The organism is Streptomyces sp. NPDC087263, from assembly GCF_044744645.1.
Lineage (GTDB): Bacteria > Actinomycetota > Actinomycetes > Streptomycetales > Streptomycetaceae > Streptomyces.
Genome location: NZ_JBIUYT010000003.1, coordinates 802,521 through 826,036, shown reverse-complemented (window position 1 = coordinate 826,036; position 23,516 = coordinate 802,521). Strand labels below are relative to the sequence as shown.

22 protein-coding genes and 4 pseudogenes are annotated in these 23,516 nt (G+C 66.8%); 17 read left to right on the top strand and 9 right to left on the bottom strand.

Going from position 1 to position 23,516, the window contains the following annotated elements; translation table 11 throughout:
- The first annotated feature begins 51 nt into the window (after window positions 1-51).
- On the top strand, window positions 52-846 hold the full coding sequence (gene istB, locus ACIPC1_RS13245; protein WP_402516252.1) for an IS21-like element helper ATPase IstB: 795 nt from the start codon (window positions 52-54) through the stop codon (window positions 844-846).
- 841 nt (window positions 847-1,687) lie between these two features.
- Here istB and ACIPC1_RS13240 read toward each other — a convergent pair.
- The gene (locus ACIPC1_RS13240; protein ID WP_402516249.1) at window positions 1,688-2,242 is read right to left on the bottom strand and encodes an ANTAR domain-containing protein; all 555 of its coding nucleotides are present in this window, start codon (window positions 2,240-2,242) and stop codon (window positions 1,688-1,690) included.
- Between the two features lie 471 nt (window positions 2,243-2,713).
- Between ACIPC1_RS13240 and ACIPC1_RS13235 the strand changes: the two genes are divergently transcribed.
- Both ACIPC1_RS13235 and ACIPC1_RS13230 read left to right on the top strand, forming a co-directional pair.
- Window positions 2,714-2,935 carry a hypothetical protein gene (locus tag ACIPC1_RS13235; protein WP_402516248.1) on the top strand — a complete coding sequence of 74 codons (222 nt, stop codon included), beginning with the start codon at window positions 2,714-2,716 and terminating at the stop codon, window positions 2,933-2,935.
- A 970-nt stretch (window positions 2,936-3,905) separates the two neighbouring features.
- Window positions 3,906-4,244, top strand: a complete 339-nt coding sequence (locus tag ACIPC1_RS13230) for a MerR family transcriptional regulator (protein WP_402516246.1) — start codon at window positions 3,906-3,908, stop codon at window positions 4,242-4,244.
- A gap of 198 nt (window positions 4,245-4,442) precedes the next feature.
- Here ACIPC1_RS13230 and ACIPC1_RS13225 read toward each other — a convergent pair whose 3' ends face one another.
- Complete coding sequence (locus tag ACIPC1_RS13225) at window positions 4,443-4,550, bottom strand: DUF6924 domain-containing protein (protein WP_402516245.1); 108 nt, start codon at window positions 4,548-4,550, stop codon at window positions 4,443-4,445.
- Between the two features lie 243 nt (window positions 4,551-4,793).
- Between ACIPC1_RS13225 and ACIPC1_RS13220 the strand changes: the two are divergent.
- The 6 genes and pseudogenes from ACIPC1_RS13220 to ACIPC1_RS13195 form a co-directional block, all read left to right on the top strand.
- Window positions 4,794-4,865: pseudogene (locus tag ACIPC1_RS13220) on the top strand (hypothetical protein); the annotation flags it as partial.
- A gap of 21 nt (window positions 4,866-4,886) precedes the next feature.
- Complete coding sequence (locus ACIPC1_RS13215; RefSeq protein WP_402516330.1) at window positions 4,887-5,591, top strand: hypothetical protein; 705 nt, start codon at window positions 4,887-4,889, stop codon at window positions 5,589-5,591.
- A gap of 29 nt (window positions 5,592-5,620) precedes the next feature.
- A complete protein-coding gene (locus tag ACIPC1_RS13210) occupies window positions 5,621-6,280 on the top strand; it encodes a hypothetical protein (RefSeq protein WP_402516242.1) in 660 nt (219 codons plus the stop codon).
- A 317-nt stretch (window positions 6,281-6,597) separates the two neighbouring features.
- On the top strand, window positions 6,598-6,939 hold the full coding sequence (locus tag ACIPC1_RS13205) for a hypothetical protein (protein WP_402516240.1): 342 nt from the start codon (window positions 6,598-6,600) through the stop codon (window positions 6,937-6,939).
- Entirely contained in the window at window positions 6,936-7,535 is a 600-nt protein-coding gene (locus tag ACIPC1_RS13200) for a hypothetical protein (RefSeq protein WP_402516238.1), read from the top strand. Before ACIPC1_RS13205 ends, ACIPC1_RS13200 begins: the two co-directional genes overlap by 4 nt.
- Before the next feature lie 212 nt (window positions 7,536-7,747).
- Complete coding sequence (locus tag ACIPC1_RS13195; RefSeq protein ID WP_402516237.1) at window positions 7,748-8,632, top strand: aminoglycoside phosphotransferase family protein; 885 nt, start codon at window positions 7,748-7,750, stop codon at window positions 8,630-8,632.
- A 419-nt stretch (window positions 8,633-9,051) separates the two neighbouring features.
- Here the strand turns inward: ACIPC1_RS13195 and ACIPC1_RS13190 are convergent, their stop codons facing one another.
- Entirely contained in the window at window positions 9,052-9,912 is an 861-nt protein-coding gene (locus ACIPC1_RS13190) for a phosphotransferase (protein WP_402516326.1), read from the bottom strand.
- Between the two features lie 334 nt (window positions 9,913-10,246).
- On the opposite strand from ACIPC1_RS13190, the gene ACIPC1_RS13185 reads away from it, so the two are divergent.
- Window positions 10,247-10,867, top strand: coding sequence for a TetR/AcrR family transcriptional regulator (locus tag ACIPC1_RS13185; protein ID WP_402516236.1), 621 nt, complete (start codon window positions 10,247-10,249; stop codon window positions 10,865-10,867).
- Between the two features lie 49 nt (window positions 10,868-10,916).
- Window positions 10,917-11,774: an SDR family oxidoreductase gene (locus ACIPC1_RS13180; protein ID WP_402516234.1), complete on the top strand. Its 858-nt coding sequence runs from the start codon at window positions 10,917-10,919 to the stop codon at window positions 11,772-11,774.
- A gap of 646 nt (window positions 11,775-12,420) precedes the next feature.
- Here ACIPC1_RS13180 and ACIPC1_RS13175 read toward each other — a convergent pair.
- Window positions 12,421-12,875 (bottom strand): annotated as a pseudogene (locus ACIPC1_RS13175) (transposase); the annotation flags it as partial.
- 106 nt (window positions 12,876-12,981) lie between these two features.
- Complete coding sequence (locus ACIPC1_RS13170; protein WP_402516233.1) at window positions 12,982-13,998, bottom strand: hypothetical protein; 1,017 nt, start codon at window positions 13,996-13,998, stop codon at window positions 12,982-12,984.
- Window positions 13,999-14,734: 736 nt separating this feature from the next.
- On the opposite strand from ACIPC1_RS13170, the gene ACIPC1_RS13165 reads away from it, so the two are divergent.
- From ACIPC1_RS13165 to ACIPC1_RS13150, 4 genes and pseudogenes are all read left to right on the top strand, one after another.
- A complete protein-coding gene (locus ACIPC1_RS13165) occupies window positions 14,735-15,541 on the top strand; it encodes an SDR family NAD(P)-dependent oxidoreductase (RefSeq protein WP_402516230.1) in 807 nt (268 codons plus the stop codon).
- Between the two features lie 406 nt (window positions 15,542-15,947).
- Window positions 15,948-16,190 (top strand): annotated as a pseudogene (locus ACIPC1_RS13160) (class I SAM-dependent methyltransferase); the annotation flags it as partial.
- A gap of 281 nt (window positions 16,191-16,471) precedes the next feature.
- Entirely contained in the window at window positions 16,472-16,954 is a 483-nt protein-coding gene (locus ACIPC1_RS13155; RefSeq protein ID WP_402516228.1) for a hypothetical protein, read from the top strand.
- A gap of 42 nt (window positions 16,955-16,996) precedes the next feature.
- Window positions 16,997-17,569: a YceI family protein gene (locus tag ACIPC1_RS13150; protein WP_384393808.1), complete on the top strand. Its 573-nt coding sequence runs from the start codon at window positions 16,997-16,999 to the stop codon at window positions 17,567-17,569.
- Window positions 17,570-17,987: 418 nt separating this feature from the next.
- Here ACIPC1_RS13150 and ACIPC1_RS13145 read toward each other — a convergent pair whose 3' ends face one another.
- The 4 genes and pseudogenes from ACIPC1_RS13145 to ACIPC1_RS13130 form a co-directional block, all read right to left on the bottom strand.
- Window positions 17,988-18,431 (bottom strand): VOC family protein, encoded by a 444-nt coding sequence (locus ACIPC1_RS13145; protein ID WP_402516225.1) that lies wholly within the window; start codon window positions 18,429-18,431, stop codon window positions 17,988-17,990.
- A gap of 481 nt (window positions 18,432-18,912) precedes the next feature.
- Window positions 18,913-19,177: pseudogene (locus ACIPC1_RS13140) on the bottom strand (transposase family protein); the annotation flags it as partial.
- Window positions 19,178-19,211: 34 nt separating this feature from the next.
- On the bottom strand, window positions 19,212-19,625 hold the full coding sequence (locus ACIPC1_RS13135) for a hypothetical protein (protein ID WP_402516223.1): 414 nt from the start codon (window positions 19,623-19,625) through the stop codon (window positions 19,212-19,214).
- A 139-nt stretch (window positions 19,626-19,764) separates the two neighbouring features.
- Window positions 19,765-21,597, bottom strand: a complete 1,833-nt coding sequence (locus ACIPC1_RS13130) for an NACHT domain-containing protein (RefSeq protein ID WP_402516324.1) — start codon at window positions 21,595-21,597, stop codon at window positions 19,765-19,767.
- Window positions 21,598-22,274: 677 nt separating this feature from the next.
- Here ACIPC1_RS13130 and ACIPC1_RS13125 point away from each other — a divergent pair.
- Both ACIPC1_RS13125 and ACIPC1_RS13120 read left to right on the top strand, forming a co-directional pair.
- Window positions 22,275-23,270 carry an ISAs1 family transposase gene (locus ACIPC1_RS13125; protein WP_402516220.1) on the top strand — a complete coding sequence of 332 codons (996 nt, stop codon included), beginning with the start codon at window positions 22,275-22,277 and terminating at the stop codon, window positions 23,268-23,270.
- Between the two features lie 49 nt (window positions 23,271-23,319).
- Window positions 23,320-23,469 (top strand): hypothetical protein, encoded by a 150-nt coding sequence (locus tag ACIPC1_RS13120; RefSeq protein WP_402516218.1) that lies wholly within the window; start codon window positions 23,320-23,322, stop codon window positions 23,467-23,469.
- Window positions 23,470-23,516: the final 47 nt, after the last annotated feature.

Genomic DNA, 23,516 nt, shown 5'->3' with positions numbered 1-23,516 from the left:
GCGTCACACCCGGCCAACGGCCGGGCGTCCCACCAGTTAAGGAGTCCCGCCATGAGCGTCACCCGGCACCGCGGACTGACCGAACCGGCTGCCGACGCAGCCATCGACGCCGCTTGCCGCAACCTGCGGCTGCCCACGATGCGCGGCCAGTTCTCCGAGCTCGCCGACGCCGCAGCCCGCGACCAGATGACCTACCGCGGGTCCCTGGCCGAGCTGCTGATGGCCGAGTGCGACGACCGCAACCGCCGCCGTTCCGAGCGCAGGATCAAAGCCGCGGGCTTCCCCCGCGAGAAAGTTCTGCGCACCTTCGAGTTCGACGCGAACCCCGCCATCGACCCGGCGGCCATCCACACCCTGGCCTCCTACGACTGGGTCCGCAAAGGGCTGCCCCTGTGTCTCATCGGCGACCGCGGCACCGGCAAGTCGCACCTGCTGATCGCGCTGGGCACCGAGGCCGCGATGGCCGGCTTCCGGGTCAAGTACGTCCTGGCCACCAAACTCGTCAACGAGCTCGTCGAGGCCGCCGACGAGAAACTGCTGACCAAAACAATCGCCCGCTACGGACGGGTCGATCGTCTCTGTATTGACGAGCTGGGCTACATGGAGCTGGACCAGCGCGGAGCCGAGCTGCTGTTCCAGGTTCTGACGGAGTGTGAGGAAAAGAACAGCGTGGCGATCGCCTCCAACGAGTCGTTCTCCTCGTGGACCAAGACGTTCACCGACCCCAGGCTCCGCGCAGCCATCGTGGACCGCCTCACCTTCGGCGGCAACATCATCGAGACCGGCAGCGACTCCTACCGCCTCGCCCACACCAGAGCCCGCCAACAGACCACTGCGGGCTCCTGACCACCGGTGTCACCGTTCCCGAATGCGCCACCACCAGCGCCCCGCCGTCCACTCGCTCACCCAACCCGGGTTCGGAAGAGTACGCCGTTCGTACTCGACGTCGATCCGCTCCACCAAGCGGCCCAGATCAGCTCGAGCCCCTCTCGGGAGGCGCTGCAGGGCCACTTCCAGGTCATCTCGGCCGTCTTCGATCTCGATGCCGGGACTCTCATAGGGGCCCGTCAGATATCGTCCCGGCTGTCTGAAAGCCCACTCGAACCAGCTGAGCGCATCAGCAACGGCGTCCGGCCACAGGTACTCGGCCTCAACACGTCGCACCGCTGCCCGGGTCCGAGCGGATACGCCCGAAATCCGACGGACCGGCATGTGCTTGCGTGGCCGCCACCGCTCAGCGCGGACGGCCTTCGGGTGCCTACGCGGCATCGCCCTTTCGGATCAGAACCATGTCGGCATTCTGCCACGGGCCCACGCCTTCGGAGGTGGGGCCAGTAGACTCGGTCACGTTTCCCATCGAAGATTTTTCAACTGGGGCCATCAGTGGCGTTCCCTTGGGGCCAACAAACGTGTTCGAGGCCACACAAGGTTGCGGCGAATTGCGCGAACACGTCCCGCACAGACCGAAGATGGGTGGATACGCGCTGCCGCTCGGGTATCCAGTACGGTCACCCCCACGCCTTGCCCGGCACGGAGAAAATGCGTGCCCGGCCGCTCGGGCAGGGGGCCACCCCGCAGGAGAAGGTCAGCGCGATCCACACCCTTGCGCAGGACGAAGAGTTGCCGCCACCGTCACCAGCGACCTGCTTCGACGGCCGACAGTGATCGCCCAGGTCAAGCAGGACCTTCAAATCCCCTCACCCAACCCCCTCCCGAGGCGACCGTGACTGTGGCGCCCCGATGGGGATGCGGCAGTCGACCTCCCCAGGCACTTCACCGCATCCCCGACCAGCCTCCGCCGCCTACCCGCCGACCTTCGACCGTCGACCGTCGAGCCATTCATGTCCGACGCGTCAAGATCGCACACCGCTTGGACTGCGGCCACAAGGTGGGGACGCAGGTCGTCCGGGAAGGGTTCGCCCTGCACCGTCTCCAGCAGAACCTCCGCGACGTTCCGCACTTTCACATTGGAGTTCTGGGACACCCTCACCATGATCCGCCAGGCCTCCTCGCGCGGGCAGCGGAACACCTTCACCAGCACTCCGCGAGCCATATCGATCGCGGGACGGCTCTCCATGGCCTGCCTGAGCTGCTGAAGCTCCTGCTCCAGCCGTTCCCGCGAGGCAGCAGCGGCACCCTCACGTTCGGGCTGGGGTGTGGTCTCGGGTTCCGGGGCGCGCACCACAGAGTAAGAATCTTGCGTGCCGCCCTGCCGTGCATCACGGCGGTGGGAACGTCGCATGCAATGCGCCTGCCCGGACACACGCACGCAAACCCCATCGCTCGGTCAAGGGCCGACAGTGCCCGAACACCGCGCGAGAAGGACGGCTGCATGCCTGGAAACGCCGAGCGCTCCCGCATCAGCCAGGAAGAACTGATGGCCCCGCAGTCTCACTGCGTACGGCCGGGTGGTGGAGCTGGACCTTGCTGCCCGATTCGACACCGGCAGCCCGTGCACGGCCTGCAACGGCCGCGAAGCCCGGCTGGTCATGGAGGAGGCAGTCGACCGAGTCCGCGCCAAGTTTGGGCCCGACGCGATCGGTCGGCCGGCGCGGTCCTGCGCGCCTCCTGACCGTCATGGTCGGGGCGACCACGACTCCGGAGGCCCGACCGCGGGTGCGGCCGCGCCGCGCTCAGCCCCGACCGCAGCTGGTCAGCGCATCCGGACGTGTCCAGCGTGACGGATACTTCGAACAAGCGATCTAATTAAGGTATGGACTCCACCGACCTCCCCGACGATCTGGTCCAGACGCAGCTCGCCTGGAACGCCGCCTACGACGCACTCGCCGCGACCTGCCCCCGTGACACCACGGACCTGCGCCGCCGCCTGCTGCTCCTGTCCGTACGCCTGTGGTGGCATCCCTACTGGATGACCGCCCCTCGGCGCCTGCGGCGCGCACCGAGCTGCGGCAGCTGGCCCGCACCCGAGGGCTGACCGGGGCGTTCGGATGCGCGGCTGATCACGGCGACAACGGGTAGTACGCGCGGGTCTGATGGCCGACCGCTTCGCTCAGGAGGGTCGCCGGGGCAAAGCGAAGTGCAGACCGCGCCCTCGCCTGCGGCGGCCGCAGGTCATGACCATCAGCTGCACCATGCCCATCGCCCAGTCTCGCCCTTGCCCCTGTCGCTGGTTGAGGTCGATTATCCCACTGATGGATGGGCGGAAATCTATGTTGGCCAGAGTAGACATTGGGTGGCGGTGTGGCTAAGGTTTCTCTCGTAGCCGAGATCAACAGGGCCTGGCAGACACGAACTGCCGGCCAGCAGTACACGCAGTTGCAGTACGCAGGACGGTGCGGTGGTGGAGTTCCGAAGCCAAGGTTTTACAGGACGGCGACGGGGCTGACGACCGGACCGGGTGGCCCGTAGTGATCAGGGGCCGCCGTGAGCAGCACCGCGGTTAACGCTGTCGCAGTACCGGTAAGTGCAGTGCGTAGTACCCAGCAGTGAAGTCAGTGAGCAGTACCTCGGTGAAGGCGTCGGCTGCGGGCGCGCGTGCCGGGAGGTTCGGCAGTGGGGTTCCAAGCCAGAGCAGAGGCAGGACGGGCAACGGGGCTGGCTGCCGAAGAGTGGCGCTGTCACTGGCCACTGAGCAGTTCGCATCACCAGCAGTACGCAATCCCTAGCCTGGCAAGTAGTTGATCACCGAGGGAAGAACGGAGGGGCCGAGCGCCATCAGGATCGCCCGGGCGGACGTAATGAGCCCGGGTACCGCAGGACATCGATAGTGAGGTGGTCTCCGGTCGAGCAACCGCGATCCCCGCGCCCCCGACAGCATCTCGGTCGGGTCCGCGAAAACAGAAGGCCGACGCAGTACCGGGGTCGGCAGATGGTGTAGCAGTTCCTTCGGGGCTCTGGTGCCGTACGGCACCAGAGCCCCTCGACGCGTTCCACAGAGAGGTGCGATGACAGCAGACGACTCGTACGGCCGTCTCGATGACGACAACTACCCCGCCTACACCATGGGCCGGGCCGCCGAGATACTCGGCACAACCCAGGGCTTCCTCCGCGCCATCGGCGAAGCCCGCCTGATCACCCCACTCCGCTCCCGGGGCGGCCACCGCCGCTACTCCCGCTACCAGCTGCGCATCGCCGCCCGCGCGCGTGAGCTCGTCGACCAGGGCACCCCCATCGAGGCCGCCTGCCGCATCGTCATCCTCGAAGACCAGCTCGAAGAAGCCCAGCGCACCAACGCCGAACACCGCCGCGCCGCCGGATCGGCGAACCCAACAGCCGCGGCCTGAGACGGCTGAGACCTGCGACTCTCCGAGGAGTTTCCCGGTTGCCGCCCACATACAGCCCGGAACGCAAGCGTTCCGGGCAACTTCGCCTTTTGGGGGCACCGAAGGCAACCGTCGTCTCGGGGGTGGCACAGCACGGGCATCCGCCGGGGCGGACGCCCCAGCGCGTCCGCAGCCTGACACCGCCCAACGGCCAGTGACTCAGAAGCCTAGGAAGACGCCGTCCTCGTCGACGGCGCCGGCGAACTCCTCGAAGTCCATGTTCGCGCCCGAGAGGTTGTTCTCAATGCTCCACAACTGGGCTGCCACAACGCGGACACCATGCCACGCTCACCCTGCCGTCGGCGTACTGAGAAAAGTGGCCCTGGCAAGATTTTCGTGAAGCGGGGCTGTGCCCCCGTGCGCCGATGACGCTCCGTCACGGATAGCGGGATCTTCGGTGAGTGTGATGACCTCGTACGAATTGTGTCGCCGCACCTCGATGCGGTGCGGGTGGAACGAGGGTGGTTGGCGGGCGGCGTGGTCCGTATCGCTGCCCGTACCCGCGAGTTGATGGTTGCGTGTCCGGACTGCCAGTGCGAGTCGGCGCGGGTGCACAGCCGGTATTCCCGCACGCTGGCCGATGTCGCTGCCGGGGGCCGCCCGGTGCTGATCAGTCTGACGATGCGGCGGTTGTTCTGTGACAGTACGGACTGCGGTCGGCCGACGTTTGCCGAGCAGGTGGAGGGACTGACGGTGCGCTATCAGCGTCGCAGTCCGCTGCTGCAGCATCTGGTCGAGATGGCCGGGGTGCTGCTCGCCGGCCGTGGCGGGGCCCGGCTTCTGTGCATCTTGAAGACGCCGTTGTCGCGGACGAGTGTGCTGTTCCAGTTGATGCGCATGGGACTTCCGTCGGTCGCGACGCCGCGGGTGCTGGGCGTGGATGACTTCGCGTTGTACGCGGACGTCTACGGCACGCTGCTCGTGAATGCCGACACGCGGCTGCCGATCGAGTTGTGGGCCGGGCGCGATGCCGAGCAGCTGGCCTCCTGGCTGCGTGCGCATCCCGGCGTCGAGGTGGTGTGCCGGGACGGTTCGTTGGTCTACCGGCAGTGCATCGCCGAGGGGCCCCGGACGCGGTACAGGTCAGCGACCGTTTTCACCTGTGGCAGGGGCTGTCGAGGCGGGTCTCGGACATCGCTGCGGCCCACCGCGGCTGCCTGGCCGCGGCAGTACGTGAACCCGAACCGGCCCCAACGCCGTCGGACGAACCGTGCGAGGCGGCCGATACTCCCGCCCTCCGTCACGCGAAGCGACTGTTCGAGACCGTCCAGGAGTACGCCGGCACGGCCCGCAGTCTCAGTGCGATAGCCCGCGAGCTCGGCTTGAACCGCCGCACCGTGGCCAAGTACGCACGCGCTGCCTGTTGGCAGGAGTGCGTACGGCGCACTCCGCCCCGCCGGTCCACGAGCCTCGACCCGTATCTGGAGTATCTGAGGCAGCGCTGGGAGCAAGGCGAGCACACCGCGACCGTGCTGCACCAGGAGATTGTCGCCAAGGGCTACGGCGGCCACTACCAGCGGGTCAAGATGGCCATCGCGCCGCTACGCCGCGGTCTGCCGATCGACACACCGCGCGAGCGGCCACCATCGCCCCGCCAGGTCGCCCGGTGGATCACTACCACACCGCCGAAGCGCGGCCTGCACCCCACCGAGGCACTCCGTCGGCTGCTTGAACACTGCCCGGAGCTCGACCAAACCCACACTCTGGTAGGGCAGTTCGCGGCCATGCTCGATGCCTGCGACGCCGCCCCGCTGCCGGCCTGGCTCGACCAACTCGCGGCCTCTGGCCTGTCTGCCTTGGCGAGCCTGGCCAAGGCCATCCGCGAGGACCAGCCCGCAGTCGTGCAGGGCATCACCACCCCGTTCAACTCCGGCGCCAACGAAGGCCGGATCACGGACCTGAAGCTCCAGAAACGGATCATGGCCGGCCGCGCCGGCGTTCCGCTCCTGCGCCACCGCGTCGTCCTCATGGCCCACCTCCGACGCCGCTACCCGTGACGGAGCGTCATCGGCGCACGGTGGCACAGCCCCGCTTCACGAAAATCCTGCCAGGGCCACGTTCAGGCGTACGCCGACACTCGCAGCAACAATGGCGAGCGACGGCAGGCGATCGAGGAGGAAGCCGAGCGGGTCGGGATCAAGCCGGGTTCCCCGGTCTACGTCGCTCAGCAGCCGAAGGCGCTGAAGACCGCGATCCTGGCGGATGCCACCACCCGTGACGCCGCCCGGGAAGCGCTGGCAGAGTTCGAGCGGCGCGAGGCACGAGCGGACCCCGCAGGGCAGCTGTCCAGTCGGCCGGGGAGGGCGAGTGTGAGGTGGAGGAAGCGCCCCCGGGCCGCCGGGCTCAGGACGAGGAGGCCGCGGACGTCGAGCGGGCCGTCCGCACCACGTCGCGCGAACCCTCCGAGCCCGACGTGGCCCTGCAGGACTTCACCGAGATGACCGAGGTCCGCCTCGCCACACTGCGGGCGCTGTCGCTGCTGCAGCTTCACCAGGTGCAGTTCACCGGGGAGCGCAGCCGGGCCATCACCGATCTGTGCGCCGTGCCCGAAGCGGCCATCGCCTTCATCCGTGACCTGGCCGCCGGCCCTTACACGGCGCTGAACGACGAGGTTCTGCAAGCGTTCCTGGACGAGAGTGAGAAGAAGCTTCGGTGAGTCCCAAACGCGACAGTGACACCCCCTCCCAACTGGAGCAGGACGCCATCGATGTTCTGCTGTGGTTCGGTCCCAACGCGGGCCGCGAATTGTCCTACGCGGACATCTCCCGCGGCACCGGCATCCCTGACGGCAGCCGCCTGCGGCGGGCGGTGCCCAGGGCCCGTGCCGCCGCCCACGTGCTCGGGCACCGGCTGGAGCAGTTCATGCACTCCCGCGACCCGCTCAAGCGCGGGGCGAGGGTCACGCGCTTCCACAAGTCCGGTCAGGGCGACGAGTTCGGTGCCCGGGACGCGTTGCTGGCCTGCCGCAAGGCTGTGGCCTACATGGGCGACATGCACCGGGCCTGCTCGTTCGAGGCCGGAAACCCGAACAGCGTCGACCGCGAAGCGTTCGGTCAGATGCCTGATGCCGCCGAAGGCGGCATCAGGACCTTAAAGCTCGGCATGCCGAGATCAGCCACAGTTTTTCGGCGGGCCAGGTCGGTGTTCATTTGGGAGAGCTTCTCCTCGGCGCCGGTGAGACTCACCTGCAGGCCCTCGATCTCCCCGAGCCAGCCTTCGCGTTCGGCCTCCGCGATGCGGTCGCGTAGGTAGTCGCGGATCTCATTCAACCGCGGCTTCTGGGCAGGGTCGGGGCGAAGCATCGAGCATCGAACGCAGGCTTCTCTGAACTTTGGGGCCGTGCCGTCCCAAAGCCTCTGATCTGCAGCTCTTTGAAACCGAATTGGTGATGCCAGAGGGACCACAGCGAGATGTTCCGGAGAGCGAGAACTGCTCCGCCTGCCGCCTCCGTACTGTGACTTCGCATGACCGACACCGAGATCGAGATCACCGCAGACCTGGTCCGCGACCTACTGCAGGAGCAATATCCAGACCTTGCAGGGCTGGCCATCCGAGAGGTGGCGGGCGGCTGGGGCAACCAAATGTGGCGCCTCGGGGACCAATTGGCCGTGCGCATGCAGCGCATGGACCCCACTCCGGAGCTCCAGCTGAAGGAGCGGCGGTGGCTACCGGTACTGGCCCCGCGCTTGCCGCTCCCGGTGCGGTTCGGCGAACCGTCCGAGCGCTTCCCCAAGCATTGGACCGTGATGACGTGGGTTCCCGGCGAGCCGCTGGACCACGGCTCGATCAGCCGCGGCGACCACGCGGCCGACACGCTGGCGGGCTTCCTCCAGGCGCTCCATGTGGAGGCGCCCGCCGAGGCGCCGATCTCTACGGACTTCGGTGCCCATCCCAGGAACTGCACGGACGGCTTCGAGAACTTCTTCCAGGCCGTTGGCCCCAACGACATCGCTGCCGACGTCCGGGCCGTCTGGGACAGCGCCGTTGCGGCCCACACGTGGGAGGGCCCGCCGGTGTGGGTGCACGGCGACCTCCATCCCGCGAACGTCGTCGTCTCGGACGGAACGCTCTCGGGCGTCGTCGACTTCGGTGCCATGTTCGCCGGCGATCCGGCGTGGGACCTCGCCGCCGCATGGGTGCTGCTGCCCGCGGGCACCGCCTCACGGTTCTTCGACATGTACGCGCATGCAGACGAGGCGGCGATCCGGCGCGCCCGCGAGCTGGCCGCTATGAAGAGCCTGTTCCTGATGCTCATGGGGCAGAACGGAGATCGGGGCCTTCCCGGCGGCAAGCCGCACTGGGGACCTTCAGGCCGGGCAGCACTTGATCGTGTTCTGAAGGGCGTTTGACGCACGCTTCTTAAACCTGTTCTCGATCTTGGTTGAGGGCCATGCGGCAGCCCACCTTCGTGGGTTCATCGATCACCACGCATGGTGGGGATGCCAAGGGTCGAGCCGCAGTTCACGGCGGATCGCGGCCAGGGTCTTGCCCTCGGCCAGCCGCTGCTGCACGGCCTCGTAACGTTCGGTGGTGCGGGCCACCAGGCGCCGTGGGCGGCCCGCGAAGTCGAGGGTCCCGTCCGGCGGAACGAACGGGATGCTCTCGGCAATGGACGGTTCCGCGGTGACCAGGTCTCCGGCGGCGGGCTCCTTCGTGGCCAGGGTGCCGCGAACGCGGCCCGGATGCAGCTGTGGTGGGCGCCGATCGTCTTCTCCAGGGACTCGGCGAGGTTCCGCCCTTGCCGCTTGCGCGTGCCCTTCGGCGATTTCTACAGGCCGCCCAGTCGCTTGTTCATTGTGTCGAGGTTCGGCCAAGGAGGACCGTCGTGCAGTGCGCGCAGGAGTTCTTCTCCGAATCGCCTCCCGTTCGGAAACTGGTCGCCAAGCTTCCAACGCCACGCGGCGACCATCGCGAGGACGAGCTGGCGGCACTCGTCCAGCAGCCCTTGGTCGACGTTCGGGTAATGCTCGCAGACCGCCTCGGGAACATGGGCGAGGTCGAACTCGACGGGTCCGCGGCAGCACGTCTCAAGGTCGATGAACAACGGGCCGTTCTTCGTGCTGAGCACATTGCCTGGATGCGGCTCGCCGTGGAGCAGCTGCTCCACGGCGCCGCGGTCGTCGATCGCTCGTCGCAGGCTTGCCAGCCTGCCGCTGAGGAAAACGCGGTCTGCGTCTGCGAGCTCCGGCGAGCGAGCCGGGTCGGCGACAACTTCCTCCGCCTCCGTGATCCGGTCCGTGAACCTCGGGCTCGGCATATCGACCTTGCGCATGCCGGCGTGCAGCTGTTCCAGCGCCTTGGCGTAGTCGACTGGTGGGGTGTGAGGTGTCACGGGTTCGTAGTAGGTCCACAGCGTCACTGCGAAGCCATCGCGCGTGTACACACGCGGGTCCGCCCGAGGCTCTAAGGGACACACTGGGCATCCGACCTCGGTGAGCCGCTGAGCGAGCTCGACTTCGAACTGTGCAACCTCTTGTCCCACAGGGGCGACCCGGGCAAGGACGCCGCATGGCGTCAGCCGCAGTGCCAGCTTGTTCGAGTTGTGGAGAACGATCGCGTCGTCGGTCGGCAGGTCGAGCGATGCGGCGACCGAAGTCGCAGCCGCGATCGCACGCGTGACGTCGGCCATCTCCACCCGCGAATCTTGGCATAGACGAGCGAGGGCGGTGCCAACCAGCCTGGCCAAGGGGCTGGTGCAGGTCAAGATGTCCCCCGGTCGTGCAGCAGACCCCTTGAACGCGCATCAAGACGCCGGAGCCGCCCGTCTCCAGAGTGTCCGGCCGGTGGCTTCGTAGATGACAACTGGGTGGGCTCTGGTAGCAGGATCGGCACGCAAGAAGACCCCACTGCGGGCCGTGGCCGGGGCGCGGGCGGCAACCGTTTGCGGCCATTTGACCGGCCGACCACCCGGGCTTACTTTGGATACGCAACCGTAGCGTATCGAAACTAGGAGGTGGTCGCCGATGAGTTCACTGGCCCGCTCGCGTGCCGCTGGTTCGGACGAGACGTCTGCGACGGGCCGGCCGCGCGATGTGAACCGTGACGTGGCCATCCTCGATGCTGCGCTTCTGCTCCTGATCGAGGTCGGCTACGACCAGTTGTCCATGGAGTCGATCGCCGCCCGCGCCGGGGTAGCCAAGACGACGATCTACCGCCGCTACAGCGACAAGGCCGCCCTGGTGGCTGCCGCAGTCGAGTGCCGGTCGAGCAGCACCCCACCGAAAGCCTCCTCGGGAGACCTGCGCGGGAACCTGCTGGCCGTGGTCCAGTGGCTGGCGCAGCAGATCGCCGAGCAGGAGATCGGGCTCCTGGGTGCGCTGTTCGCCGGCATGCGCAGCGATCCCGAGCTCGCGGCGCAGATGCGCCGCATCCTGCGCCGCGACGAGGCCGCGATGACCGACCAGCCGCTGCGCCGGGCGATCGAGCACGGCGAGCAGTTGGCGCCTCGGGCCGCCGAGCTGTTCGCAGAGGTCGCCCCGGCCGTCATCGTGCACCGGATCGTCGTCGCCGGTGAGAGCTGCGATGAACGCTTCGTCGAACACCTCGTCGACGACATCCTGCTACCGCTGCTGCGCAGCAGCTGAGATCAGCCTGCCCGAGACCACGCGGGGCAGGTACGAAAGGAAGACAAGCATGATCGTCATCACTGGTGCGACCGGCGCCCTCAACGGCGCCACCGTCAAAAACCTCCTGGGGCGCATCCCGGCCGACCAGATCGGTGTCAGCGTCCGCAGCACCGACAAGGCCCGGCACTTCGCCGACCGCGGCGTGCGCGTACGCCAGGGCTCCTACGAGGACCCGGCCACGCTACGCGACTCCTTCGAAGGGGCCGACCAGGTCCTACTCGTGTCCTCCAACGACCCGCACGCGGACGCGGTCGCCCTGCACCGCATCGGCATCGAGGCCGCGGTCCAGGCAGGAGCCCAGCACATCCTCTACACCAGCCACCAGGGCGCCGGCGCCGACAGCCCCTTCCACCCGGCGCGCGACCACGCCGCCACCGAGCAGCTCCTCGCCGAATCCGGCGTCGCCTGGACCTCACTGCGCAACGGCTTCTACGCCCACAGCCTGGGCTGGCTGCTCGGCCCCTGGCAGGAGACCGGCACGATCACGACCCCGGCGGACGGCCCGGTCTCCTGGACCGACCGTGCCGACGCCGCCGAGGCGGCCGCCGTCATCCTCGCCGGTGACCGCCCCTTCGACGGACCGGTCACCCTCACCGCGCGACAGGCCGTGACCTTCGACGACGTCGCCGCACTGGCCTCCCAGGTCAGCGGACGCAGGATCAAGCGGGCCGTGATGGACGATGAGGAGTGGACCGCCGCCAAGGTCGCGGCCGGCACGCCGGAGGTGATGGCCCGGATGACGCTCGCCACCTTCCAGGCCGCCCGCGAAGGCCGCTTCGCGGGGGTCGACCCCCTGCTGGGGGAACTCCTCGGCCGTGAACCCCGCGCCATCGCCGACCAGCTCGCGGACAGTATCCCCGGCTAGGGCATCCTCAAGGGCCTCACCCTTGCCCCCTCCACCGCGGTTCAGGCGATGCGGCTGGGGAATCAAGGTAAGCAGGTCTGTCCCACCTGAGAGCGAGGGGTGGGGAAATTCAAGGAGCGTCATCATCAGCCGTCATCAGGCCAAGAACCCTCACCATTAAGGATCTCCAGCGTGCGGTAACGGAGCCGTTCGGGGACTCGGCAGTCCCCCTGCGCCCGGGGGTGATTCCCGGATCCGGCGAGTACGTGGGGCGTCTGCCATGGTGGTAGGAGCAGACAAAGCGTGGTGGATGCTTCCTCTCCCCCGCTTCGGCCAGTCGGCGCATCCAGCCCGTCGATGTCGGTGACGTCGCGCAGTTCGCCCTGGACCAAGCGGCGAGCATGACGAGCCGGGGATACAACGTCGCCCGCCCTGAAAGGGACCAGCTTCGAGGAGTTCCTCAGCGAATGCCTGGGCGCTACCGCCAGCACGGGGATCCCGGTATGGGTGGAGCCCGCTATCGTCACGGAGCACGCGTGGTGCAGTGGACCGAAATCCCGCTCTGGCGTACCCACCCTTGCGTGTGTGCAGTTGACTCCCGCCGCGCTGTGGCCGCAGGGCTGAACTGTGGGCCGATCGCCGAGACCATCCGCGACACACGGCGATGGTGGTCGATGTCGGCTTTGATCACGGTGGAGTCGAAAGGCAGCTGTCGGCACCGCAGCAGCTGTCCTCGACCAGCTTGCCCAACAGCGCGGCGTTGAGCTGTTCGAAGGTCTGCGGGCCGCTGCGGCGTACGAGCTTGACCAGCATGGTCGGGTGCGGCACCGGGGTAGCCAGCGGGATCCGGCGGAACTGCCGCCAGCTCAACGAGTCCTCCACTTCACGGCAGAGCGTCTCGTATCCGAGCCGGTAGCGGTGTTTGAGGTACAGCGTCCGCACAAGTGTGTCGACCGTGACCGGCGGCCGCCCCAGGCGTTCGGCGAACACTGCCCGCCACGGGGCGACGAACCGCTCGCTATCCAAGGAGGCGTGAATCTGGGCCAGTTCGGCGGCTAACTGCCGCCCTTGCTCCAGCAGTACCTCCCACCACGCGTCCTGTGGCCCGGAAACCCGCAACATCGCCACCACCCCCGGCCCACCAAGACCCACCCCCACCGTGGCGGCGGCGGACGACTCACACCGGTGTCACCCCAGCGAAAACCCGGGCTTGTTCAGGCGCAAGTAGCTAGCTGTACTCGCGGTAGTACAGCAGTTGGCCCGCCTCGCCCGCGGCGGCGCCCTCGCTGGGGAGGAAGAGGCTGACCAGCACCGCGGTCCTGCCGTTCGGCGCTTTCAGCGTCGTGATGCTGGGGTTGGCGTAGGCGGTGCTGCCACCGTTGGTGTGAATGGTGGTCTGATCGGCGTTACCGGTGGCGTAGTCGTAGACGAAGGTACGCCAGGACCTGAAGTCGTTCTTCGTGTACTGGCCCTCGATCAGACCCAGTTGGTAGCCACGAAAGGTGAGCGCGTCCCGGTCCCCGATATTTCCCTTGACGCCCCAGTAGAGCAGCGCGTTGTCGAAATTCGACTGGGCCGAGGTCGACCAGGAGGAGAAGTTGGTCAAGGTGGCGCGCTGTTGCCGGTCGACGTCGCAGTTCGCGTAGTAGTGGCCGCCGATGTCGATGACCGAGTGGTCGATGTCCGGCGTGAGCGTCACGGAATAGATGTTCGGCGTTCCCTCGGCACAGGACGACAGTGTGCGGGGGGCATCGTAGCTCTTCGTGGCGCTGCCGCTGAGCAGATGGGCGCGGTCGGGGTAGTAGCGGACGGCTATGTGGTTGTTGGGATCCTGCTCCCACGCCATCACATAACCACCCGTGGATATCTGGGTGATGGTCGGCTGCGAGGCACCGGTGCCCAGGTCGTGGGCGAACGTCCAGTTCATCAGGTCGGTGGAAGTCGCGACAAAGGCATGGAATCGGTTGTCGCCGAGCATCGTGTGGTACACCGCGAGGTAACCGCCGGAGGAATCCTGGATGACCTTCGCCGTGTCCATGCTGTGCCCGGCGCTGTCGGTTGCCCCGTAGCGGCGAGCGTTGGCACTGGTCACGTTCTCGATCATCCCGCGCAATTCGGCGCGCGCGGCATCGGAGGGTGCCGCCACCGCGGGCGTGAGGAGCCCGCCGACCAGGAACGCCGCCGTCGCAATGGCGAGTACGGACACCCGTACCGCACCGCCGTGTCCCCGAAGTGTGCGTCCCATCGGTCGTTCCCCCCGCGAGATAGACGCCAACTCCTTGTGAAGCTACGGCACTTGACTGCACACGAACAAGATGGCATCCGTGTACTGGGTCCCGCAGCACCGTGCGCCTTGGCAATCCCGACTACGTATCAGCTGCTGGGGTTTCTGGTGCCGGGTGGTGTCGATGCGGCGTCGTGATCAGCCCAGTCGCCGCGGTGAATGCCGGGCGGGAGCGGCCCGTGGTGCGTCTGCGTCAAGCGGGTGCGGACCGCCCGGCGGGATCGCCCGTGCTGCATGAATCGAGCTGGCTGCGGTCAGGCGGACCGCGTCAGCTGTCAGGTGGTTTCGCCGAAGTGGGTCCGGCAGCGGCTGGTCGGGGACCGGCAGCGGAGGCCCTGTTGGTGCAGTGCCGGGTAGGGCGGGTTCGTCGGGCACGACCCGTGTGGAGAAGGCACATATGGTGGCCCGCAACCGGTGGGAGCGTGCCTTCTCAGTCAGATCACCGCCGGGTGACCGAGGACCAGACGCTGGCTTCCCACAGTGCCGGGCTCGACTCTGCACGGCCCGCGCTCACAGTTCGGCGAACCGGGCCTGTCCGTCCGGCTCGTTGACGTAGGTGAGGAGGTGGCGGGCGATGCGCTGGGCGGTCTCCCGGCCCAGAACGTTGGGCCCCCTCCTTCGCGTCAGCAGGCGGAGGGGCCTTCGAGCCCCGGGCAATCTCCAGACCTGCCAGGACCTCACGGCGTATGCTCCGCGGATGACCGAACAGACGATCACACAGGGGCGCCACGAGGGCCTGTTGGCAGGGCAGGTGGCGATGATCACGGGGGCGTCCAGCGGTATCGGTGAGGCCGCTGCACGGCTGTTCGCGCAGGAGGGCGCCGCGGTCGTCCTGATGGCGCGCCGTGGGGACCGGCTGCGAGCTCTCGCCTCGGAGATCACCGGCGCGGGCGGCCACGCACTGGCCGTCCCGGGCGACGTCACTCAGTCCGGTGATGTCCGCCGGGTGGTCGAGGCAACCGTGGACCGGTTCGGGAGCCTCGACTGCGCCTTCAACAATGCCGGTTACGCCACCGTTGAGGCTTCGCTCCACGAGACCGACGACGAGGTCTACGACCGCACGATGGACGTCAACGTCCGTGGTGTCTGGAACTGCATGAAGCACCAGTTGCCCGTGATGCTGGCCTCGGGCAAGGGCGGGTCCATCGTCAACACCAGCAGTACGGCAGGTCGTTACGCAACGGGCGCGTCCGTTCCCTACGTCGCCGCCAAACACGCCATACTCGGCATCACCCGTGCGTCTGCGGCCGAGTACGGGGACAAGGGCATCCGCGTGAACGCACTCGTGGTCGGCACCACCCGCAGCGAGATGATCGATGGGGCCGTGCGTCAGTTCCCGCACCTGGAGCAGGCGTTCATCGCCCCTCAGATCCAAAAGCGCATGGCGGCACCTCGGGAGATCGCGGAAGCCGCAGCCTGGCTCTGCAGCCCCCGCGCATCCTTCGTCACAGGGGTGGCGATGCCGGTCGACGGAGGCATATCCGCTCAGGCGAAAGCCGGCTGAGCCGGGACAACGTTGACCACCCCGAACGCAGCCTGAAACACACAAGAACGACCGCTACAAACCTCGGGCAGCTCAGGGCGGTGCGGTGGCGACGGCTCCGAGGTCGTCGCTCAGGCACTACGGAGTGCTGGGCGGGCCGAACTCCCTGGTCGAGCCAGGCGACTCCTTTCGCTGTCAAAGGAGTGCGCCACCAGGCGCTACGCACTCGAGTGCTCGAGTGGAGGGGGCCGCCTACATGGGGTGACTGTTGATCTTCGCCCACTGGTGGTTTTAGTCGTCGTAGGCGGTCAGTGCGCGCATGACTGGCTGGCCGCGCATGAAGCTAGCTCCACTCATCAGGCCCTTGGAATCGATCATCGAGGCTGGCGCGGTGTCTGATGAGCGGGAGCGGGTGCTGCCGTCGGGAGTGCGGGCCACGGCGCTGGGGATGGCCAGGGTGCGGGCGCTGGAGACCGAGCGGGAGAACGTACTCTTCCGCGACCCACTGGCACAGGCCTTCGCCGCCGCCGGCGGCTTGTGGCTCTCCTCGTCGCCTCTGTCCGATGACGAGGCCGCGCGTCGCCGCCGGCTGGCCGTGTCGTTCTCCGTCGTCATCAGGACGAAGTTCCTCGACGACCTGTTGCAGCAGGCCTCCGCATCCGGAGTCCGGTGACGCGACGACATCCACGAACCGTTCCTCACCCTCGGATGCGCACTCATCTGCTGGCGACGCCTGAAGTCATTGCCAATAGGAGTTCCTACTCCGCCACCCGACAGGGGGAATCGGAGGTAAGCGTGTGCTCGGCAAGAGCAGCCTGGGAGGTGTAATAGGCGCGATTGCGTGGCTGCCACCCGCCCGGATAGGCGCCACCAGCCGCGACTACTCCCCGTTTGACATGGTTCTGACGGGTGGCATGGTGGTAGGCGGGGGCGACAGTTGGGAGGCTCGGCGTGGCATCGGGTTCAGCATGGCGTTCCGCAGCGCGGCAACTGCCACTCAGGCTCACCGTCGGCGCGTTCTTCCTCCACTCCGGACTGTCGAAACGCGAGGCGGACCAGGCCACCGCTGAGCGGCTCCATCAGTTCGCCACCACCACCTACCCATTCCTGGGCAAGCTCGACGCCCAGAAGTTCGCCCGGCTGCTGTCCACTGGGGAGATCGCCGTCGCCACCGCGTTGCTCCTGCCGGTTATCCCTGCCGCTGTCGCCGGGGCTGCGCTCACCGCATTCTCCTGCGGCACTCTCGGGCTCTACCTGCGTACGCCGGGCGTGCGTCAGGAACGCAGTCTGCGCCCCACTGAACAGGGGACCCCACTGGCCAAGGACGTCTGGATGCTGGGCGTCGGCATCTCCCTCATCGCCGAGGGCATGAGCGAACACCGGGGACCCGCCGCCACTGCCCTCGGCCCTTGGCGCCGAATGCTGCGACTCTGATCAACTCACCGCCCCAGGGGCAATGGTGCCAGGGGAGTCGATATGGCCACGACTAAATGGTTCTTCGAGCCCGGCCATACCGGCGCGGAGTTCCGCACCACGCACATGATGGTCACCTACGTCCGCGGACAGCTCAAGAACGTGCACGGCCGACTGCAGGTCGACCCCGAAGACCCGGAGAGGGCCCGCGTCGAGGCGACCATCGACGCGACCCAGGTGTACACCGGTCAGCCCAAGCGTGACGCCCATCTGCGCAGTGCCGATTTCTTCGACGTCGAGCACCACCCGACGTGGACATTCATCGGGTCACGCGTTCATCAGGTCAGCGCAACCGAATTCGAGGTCACCGGAGAACTCACCGTACGGGGCGTCACGCATCCCGCAACCTTCGACGTCACCTACTTGGGACAGTGGGACACCCCCTGGTGGGAGGACGGCCGAAACCTCGGCCCCAGGAGACGCGCCGGCTTCACGGCCACCACCCGCATCAATCGCCATGACTTCGGGGTGAGCTGGAACGACGTGGTCGACCGGGGCGGAGTCGTCGTCAGCGCCATGGTCGATGTCGTGGTCGACATCGAGGCCGTCCTCGAGGCCGGCGAAAGGGCTGCCTGAGCACGGCTCCCCGGTGGTTTTTGAGGCCGACGGCCACCGACTGCCAGCCCGGCCATGGACCGCCCAGCGACAGCCTGCGTCCCAGCCCGTCGCCCAACTCGTACGGGACCAGCAATTCGTCCAGCCCGCGCATCGGAGCGGTTCCCCAACCTGACCGTAAGCCGCGGCTCCCAGCACCAGGCTTGCCAACTACGGATCAAATCCGCCAACCATCGCTCGACGTCACCTGAGCATCACGGCCAAGTAGCACACTCAGTAGCCAAGTAGGCGCTCACTCACAGAATGGGTGCTGCAGGCGATGAGGCGGCCGAGCCCGCGGGCGCCGAGCTCCTGAGCCGTTGCTCAGTTGGCACCTGCGGGACCTGGTGACCTGGCCGTTGTGGGATGGCGAAGCATGTTGGTTGTCACCGAGCTCTGGTCAGTTGATGTCGAACTCGTTCCCTTCGGGGTCCTTCATTCCGACCGCGTAGTGGTCGATTCGTTTTTCGTACATGACAACGGTGTTGGTGGCGCCCAAGCCCACGAGGCGGTCGGCCTCGGCGTCCACTCGCTTTTTCCGCGTCTCAATCGGGTCTGTCCGGTCGCCGCTGGCGTGGATGTCGATGTGCAGCCGGTTCTTCACAGCCTTCGCGTCCGGAACCACGTGGAACCAGATGGCCGGTCCACCGCCCTGCGGGTCGCTGATCCGGTCCGGACCCCCGGTCAACGCTTCTTCCGGTAGCCCCAGGTCACGGTAGTAGTCGTCCCATGCCGCGAAACCGGATGGGGGCGGCGCGACTTCATAACCCAGTGCGGCGGCCCAGAAGTTGGCCTGCCGGCCGGGATCGGCGCAGTCGATCACCAGCTGGTAGCGAACGGACATCGGGATTCCTCTCTCAGCCGCACAACTCAACCGGCCATCCTGCCAGTTGCGAGGCAAGAGCCGCGACCCTGCAGAGCCACGCACCACCGCGAAGTGACAACAAGCCTGTCCATGTGACAACCATCGCGCTTCAGCTCAGCTCCGGTGACTGAGCGATTTACCTGGCCAGTTGAGCGCGGAAGGGCACGATAGCGCCCACCGGGGTCAATGGGCTGATTTCCGCTGATCTCGGTTCGGTACAGCGTAGTTGCGGTGTGCTGTAGCCGTGGACGCGGTGCGGGCAGTAGCGGTGGGTGGTGGGGAGCAGCCAGTCCCGCTGCGGAGGCGGAAGCAGCACCGCCTCGCGGATTGGAGGGAAGCGCGCGGCCAGGGGCTCAACAGTGAGGTCGCGGACCTCGTTGGGGGCTGGGCACCCAGTGGCCGGGCGGCAGTTCTTCGCCCCCGAGACGGTGACCACCGATCACGGCAGCATCTACAAGAGGCCGACCTGGTCGATCATCCGGTCCGCGGCCGACTTTCGAGACGCCGAACAGTAAGCCCAGCTGGCGCATCGTCAAGTTTGTGCGCCAGTACGCCGCGACCAGCAGTACTCGATCCTCCAACGGCAGACCCCATGGCCGGCCCCGTCGTGCCGCGTCCGCGCCCTCGCGGCGCAGTGCGGTCACCAACTTCCCGAAGGAGCGTGGGTTCAGCCCGGTGAACCGGGTTATCCAGGACGGCTCCGACGCCGTGATCACACCAGCCACACCAAGATCATCGCACCGCGACCGGCGAGATGGCTCAGATGCGGGAGCTCAGCCGCAGGGCAAGCAGGCGACGTATGCGACCAGAGGTCCCGCGAAGAGCCCCGAGCCTCCTCACCTCCTCCACTTCAAGTTCCAGACGGTCCGCGAGGGCAAGCACAGCGGCGTACGGCCGTTCGCCCTCCTCGAGCTTCGCTGCCACGGCATCGAGGACAGCTCGAAGGACAATGGGGTTCGCAGCGGAATGGTCTGCCAGCAGGCGAAGAAGCTTGTTGTCGTTCCAGGCGCTGTCGCGGGCTGCGCTCAGTTCCAGGAGAGCTGCGGGCGGGGTGTGGGGATTGGTGGCCAGGGCATGCCAGACGAAGGGGTACGGACATTGCGCGAGATGCTGCAGGACGGAGCTGTCCTTCTCGGTATGCGCCAGTGCGAGGTAGTCGGCGGGCGTGGACACGAGGGTGGCCTCTCAGGATGGTCGAAGCCGTCATCTTGCCACCGCACCTGTGTTACCAGCGGACGGGAGCGGTCATGCCCGATATGCCTCGCCCATCACTTACGGGACAGGCCTTATAGGCAGCGGCACCGTTGCGCGATCAGTCACCATCCGGAGTACTAGCGAGGTGGCGTTGCAGATCGATGTGTCGAAATTGGTAAACCGCTCCCACTTGGCGTAGCACGCCCCGGTACTGATGGGCATCAGCCAGGAATGCCATGAGATTGCGGGGCAGGCGGTGGCGGAGGGCAAGATGGTACTGAGCTGATGCAAATGCCCCCCAGGCGGTCTTCGTGAAGGCGACGGTCAAGCCGAGCCACAATGCGATCCCCAGAGCCGTGATCTGACCGGTTGCAGATACACCGTTCACGGCTAGGGGCACCCAGATACCGAGACCCGCGGTAGTGGTGACTGCCAGCGTGAGAGCCCAGAAGATGCGTCGGTCTCGCGACCAGAGTGCCATGGGGCCAACCTCCAAGGCAGTGTCAGCGGCTGTAGCCCCCAGCCCGAAGGTGATGAAGATGGCTAGTCCCACCGTTCCGGCCATGGGAAAGGACAATTGAACAGCCTTCGTCAGGAAAAGAGTCGCGACCGTCCCTATAGCCAGCCAGAGCCAGTTCGGCGTCCAACGCAGCCCGGACGTGGGGCGGCGTGACTCCGTGTCGAAGGCCAACCAGCCTGGCATTACAAGGACGACCCCGAGGATGACTCCGAGGAGGACGCCTGTCAACGGGGCCACGATCTTGGTGAGAATATCGGACGACGCCGCGAAGATGAAGCCGATGGCTGCGAAAGCCGTGCCGAGGAGTAAGCATACGGCCTGAGTAACCAAGGCGGGAATACTGCGCTGGGTAGCTCGCGGCAGCTGCCACCAGGACAGATCAGGTGTGCCGTTCAGGGCTAGGTGAAGGTAACGCGCCAGGAAGACAAAAGTTCTCTGAGCCTGTTGCGGGGTCCACTGGCTGGGGTGGCGTGGATGGGGTCGGTAGGCGGCTGGAATGAAAGCGGAGAACAGATGCCTTTCGATGGCAGCGCGAGTGGGGAATCGGGAAGTGTCGCAAAGTTCTCCAGGGTGGGGCAGGTCCACGTAGCCCTCGCCGACGCGGGGGTTGTAGATGGTGCGTGCCAGGAACAGCATGAGTGGCGTGCGCAACACTGTGCCGACCGGTGTCGTGGTATCCAATCGAGCAGTGACAGGTTCCCAGCGGTCTGCGGAATAACCACTCCCACCCGCGTCACGGCGCAAGTAGGCTGCGGCATCGTCGACCTCTAGTGGACGCAGTTCGATACCTGCTGCTCCTGCCAGCCTCACCGGAAACCCGAAACGGGGACGCACCACATTGCGGTATTCCCCAACACGGCTTGAGAGAACGACAGGATGGCCGAACGGAAGCGCTTCGTTGATCGCACTGAGAGCGGCACTCCGGAGAGGAGTAGCGATCTCGTCGAAACCGTCCAGGACGGGAAGAATCAGACGGTTATCCAGCAGTGCACGAGCGCGATCAATCTTCCCGAATCGTGCGGGGGCGGAGTCGGCCAGATTGGGATAGTCGGCCGCAAGTCGCTGAGACATCCAGGCGTAGAGGTCCTGTCTCGTAGGATTCCATGTCGCTAACGGAAACAAAACTGGAACGGCGGCGACAGAACCAGTTGCGGCGCTCTCCAGACGCCTGTGGAGCAACCCCAGTAAGAGGCGTAAGAGAAGAACTGTCTTGCCTGCCCCAGGCGCTCCAAGCACTAGCAACCGCTTCGTGGGTACCTTTTCTGTGAATGTGCGTGTGATTTCTGCCCCGGTCCCTTCCAATTGCTCAGGAGAGGCTGCCCATTCCTCAGGGACAGCACGCAGCCCTCCAGGCCAGTCGGCAGCCGTGGCCCGCAACAGCGACCACTCTTCGACCAGATCCTCCGGGGCAGCTTTCCACCCCACTGCCATGGGGTAGGGGTCGTTGACGCGCCGTACCCGGGCCTCAGCCTCCCACTGACTCTGCACGGCCTGGGCCAGATGTTCCGCGATCTGATCCAGAGGCAGCTCGGCCCCGCGTTCCGCGCCTGCCCGGAAGGTCACCCAGGACATGAACAACGGAGCCAGCGTGGGTAGCAGCGACGCCGCAGTGGCAGCCGCTCCCAGCTGAAAGTAACGGGCGAACCACAGTGCACCTCCTATCCCGCCCAGCGCAAGGACCACGTAGACCGCGCCCACGTTCCGCGTTCCGGTTCTCCATCCCCCCATGGCCGTCATCATCCTGCTCGCGCCGATTCGACGGAAGACAAACGGACATTCGCCGGGGTCGGCTTGCTTCAGTCATCGAAGAATGTCCGCGAGACGTCAGTCCGGCCGAAGCAGGCTGGATTGTCAGTTTTCCCTCCGCTGGCCAGCAAAGTTGTTAATGCATGAACGGGTTGACTGAGGCTCGGGCAGCGCGGAGACGGGTGCTAACTCCGCGCACGTATGCAGGGCGGTTGCAAGTTCCGGGGTTGTGCGGCTGGTCGGGTTATGACCGGTTGGGGCGCATAACAGCGCAGGCACGGGCTTCGTGATCATTGCGATGTCTAAGCCCGATGATCATGAGGTGGCCCGTGCCTGCTGCTGCGTCCTCTCCCATTCCTGCCGTGCTGGTGAAGCTGGGTCCGCTGGACACAGGTCGGATCGCCGACCTGCGCCCCTACTCCGACTCGGTACCCGATCCGCGCGCACGGCGGGGCCGGTGGTACTCGCTGACCGCGATCCTGCTGGTGTGCGCCTGCGCGGTCGTCTCGGGAGCGAGGAGCATCGACGAACTCGCCGAGTGGGGCCAGCGTGCCTCGAACGCACTCCTGTCAGTGCTCGGGATCCGGCGCCACCTACTCAGATGGCGCCGGACTCCGTCGCCGGCCACGATCTGCCGTGTGCTGGGGGCTGTTGACGGTGACGCCCTGAACCGGGCGGTAGGCGCCTACCTGGCCAACCGGCACCGCGCCGCCACCGAGCCCGCCCCGGCGCCGTCGCCCCCCGCATCCGGGCGTCCGCGCGTAATCGCTGTCGACGGCAGAGCACTCAAGGGATCAGCCCGTCTCACCGCGACGCGCCGGCATCTGCTCTCCGCGGCAACTCACGGCACCGTCGTGACCCTCGCCCAGGTGGAGGTCAGCGCGAAGACGAACGAAATCACACACTTCCGTCCGCTGCTGGCACCACTGGTCCTGACCGGCACCACCGTCACCTTCGATGCCCTGCACTCGGTCAAGGCGAACATCTCCTGGCTGGTCGAGACCAAGAAGGCCCACTACATCGCCGTGATCAAGGCCAACCAGCCCACCGACCACCGTCAGCTCGCGGCCCTGCCATGGCGGGGCATCCCCGTCCAGCACACCGCCTCCGGGACCGGACACGGACGCCGCGAGTCCCGCTCGATCAAAACCTGCGGTATCGCCGACGAACTCGGCGGAATCGCCTTTCCCCACGCCCGCCTGGCCATCCGCGTCCACCGCCGCCCACACGCGAGACCCGTGGGAGTGTCTAAGCCGTCACCAGCCTCGACGCCCACCAAGCCGGCCCCGCCGACCTGGCCGACGCGATTCGCGGGCACTGGGGAGTGGAGAACTCCTCGCACCACATCAGGGATGTGACCTTCGCCGAGGACGCGTCCAACGTCCACGCCGGACCGCACCACGGGCCGTGGCGACCCTCCGCAACCTCGCCATCGGCGTGCTGAAAACCCTCGGAGCCGACAACATCGCCAAGACCACCCGGGCGATCCGCGACGAGCCCCAACGAGCACTCCCCATCCTGGGCATCACCAACGATCCGGACACCTACGGAACTTGATCAAGCCCTGGTGACGTGTCTAATGCACGCCTCCTCAAGCCTCCCGA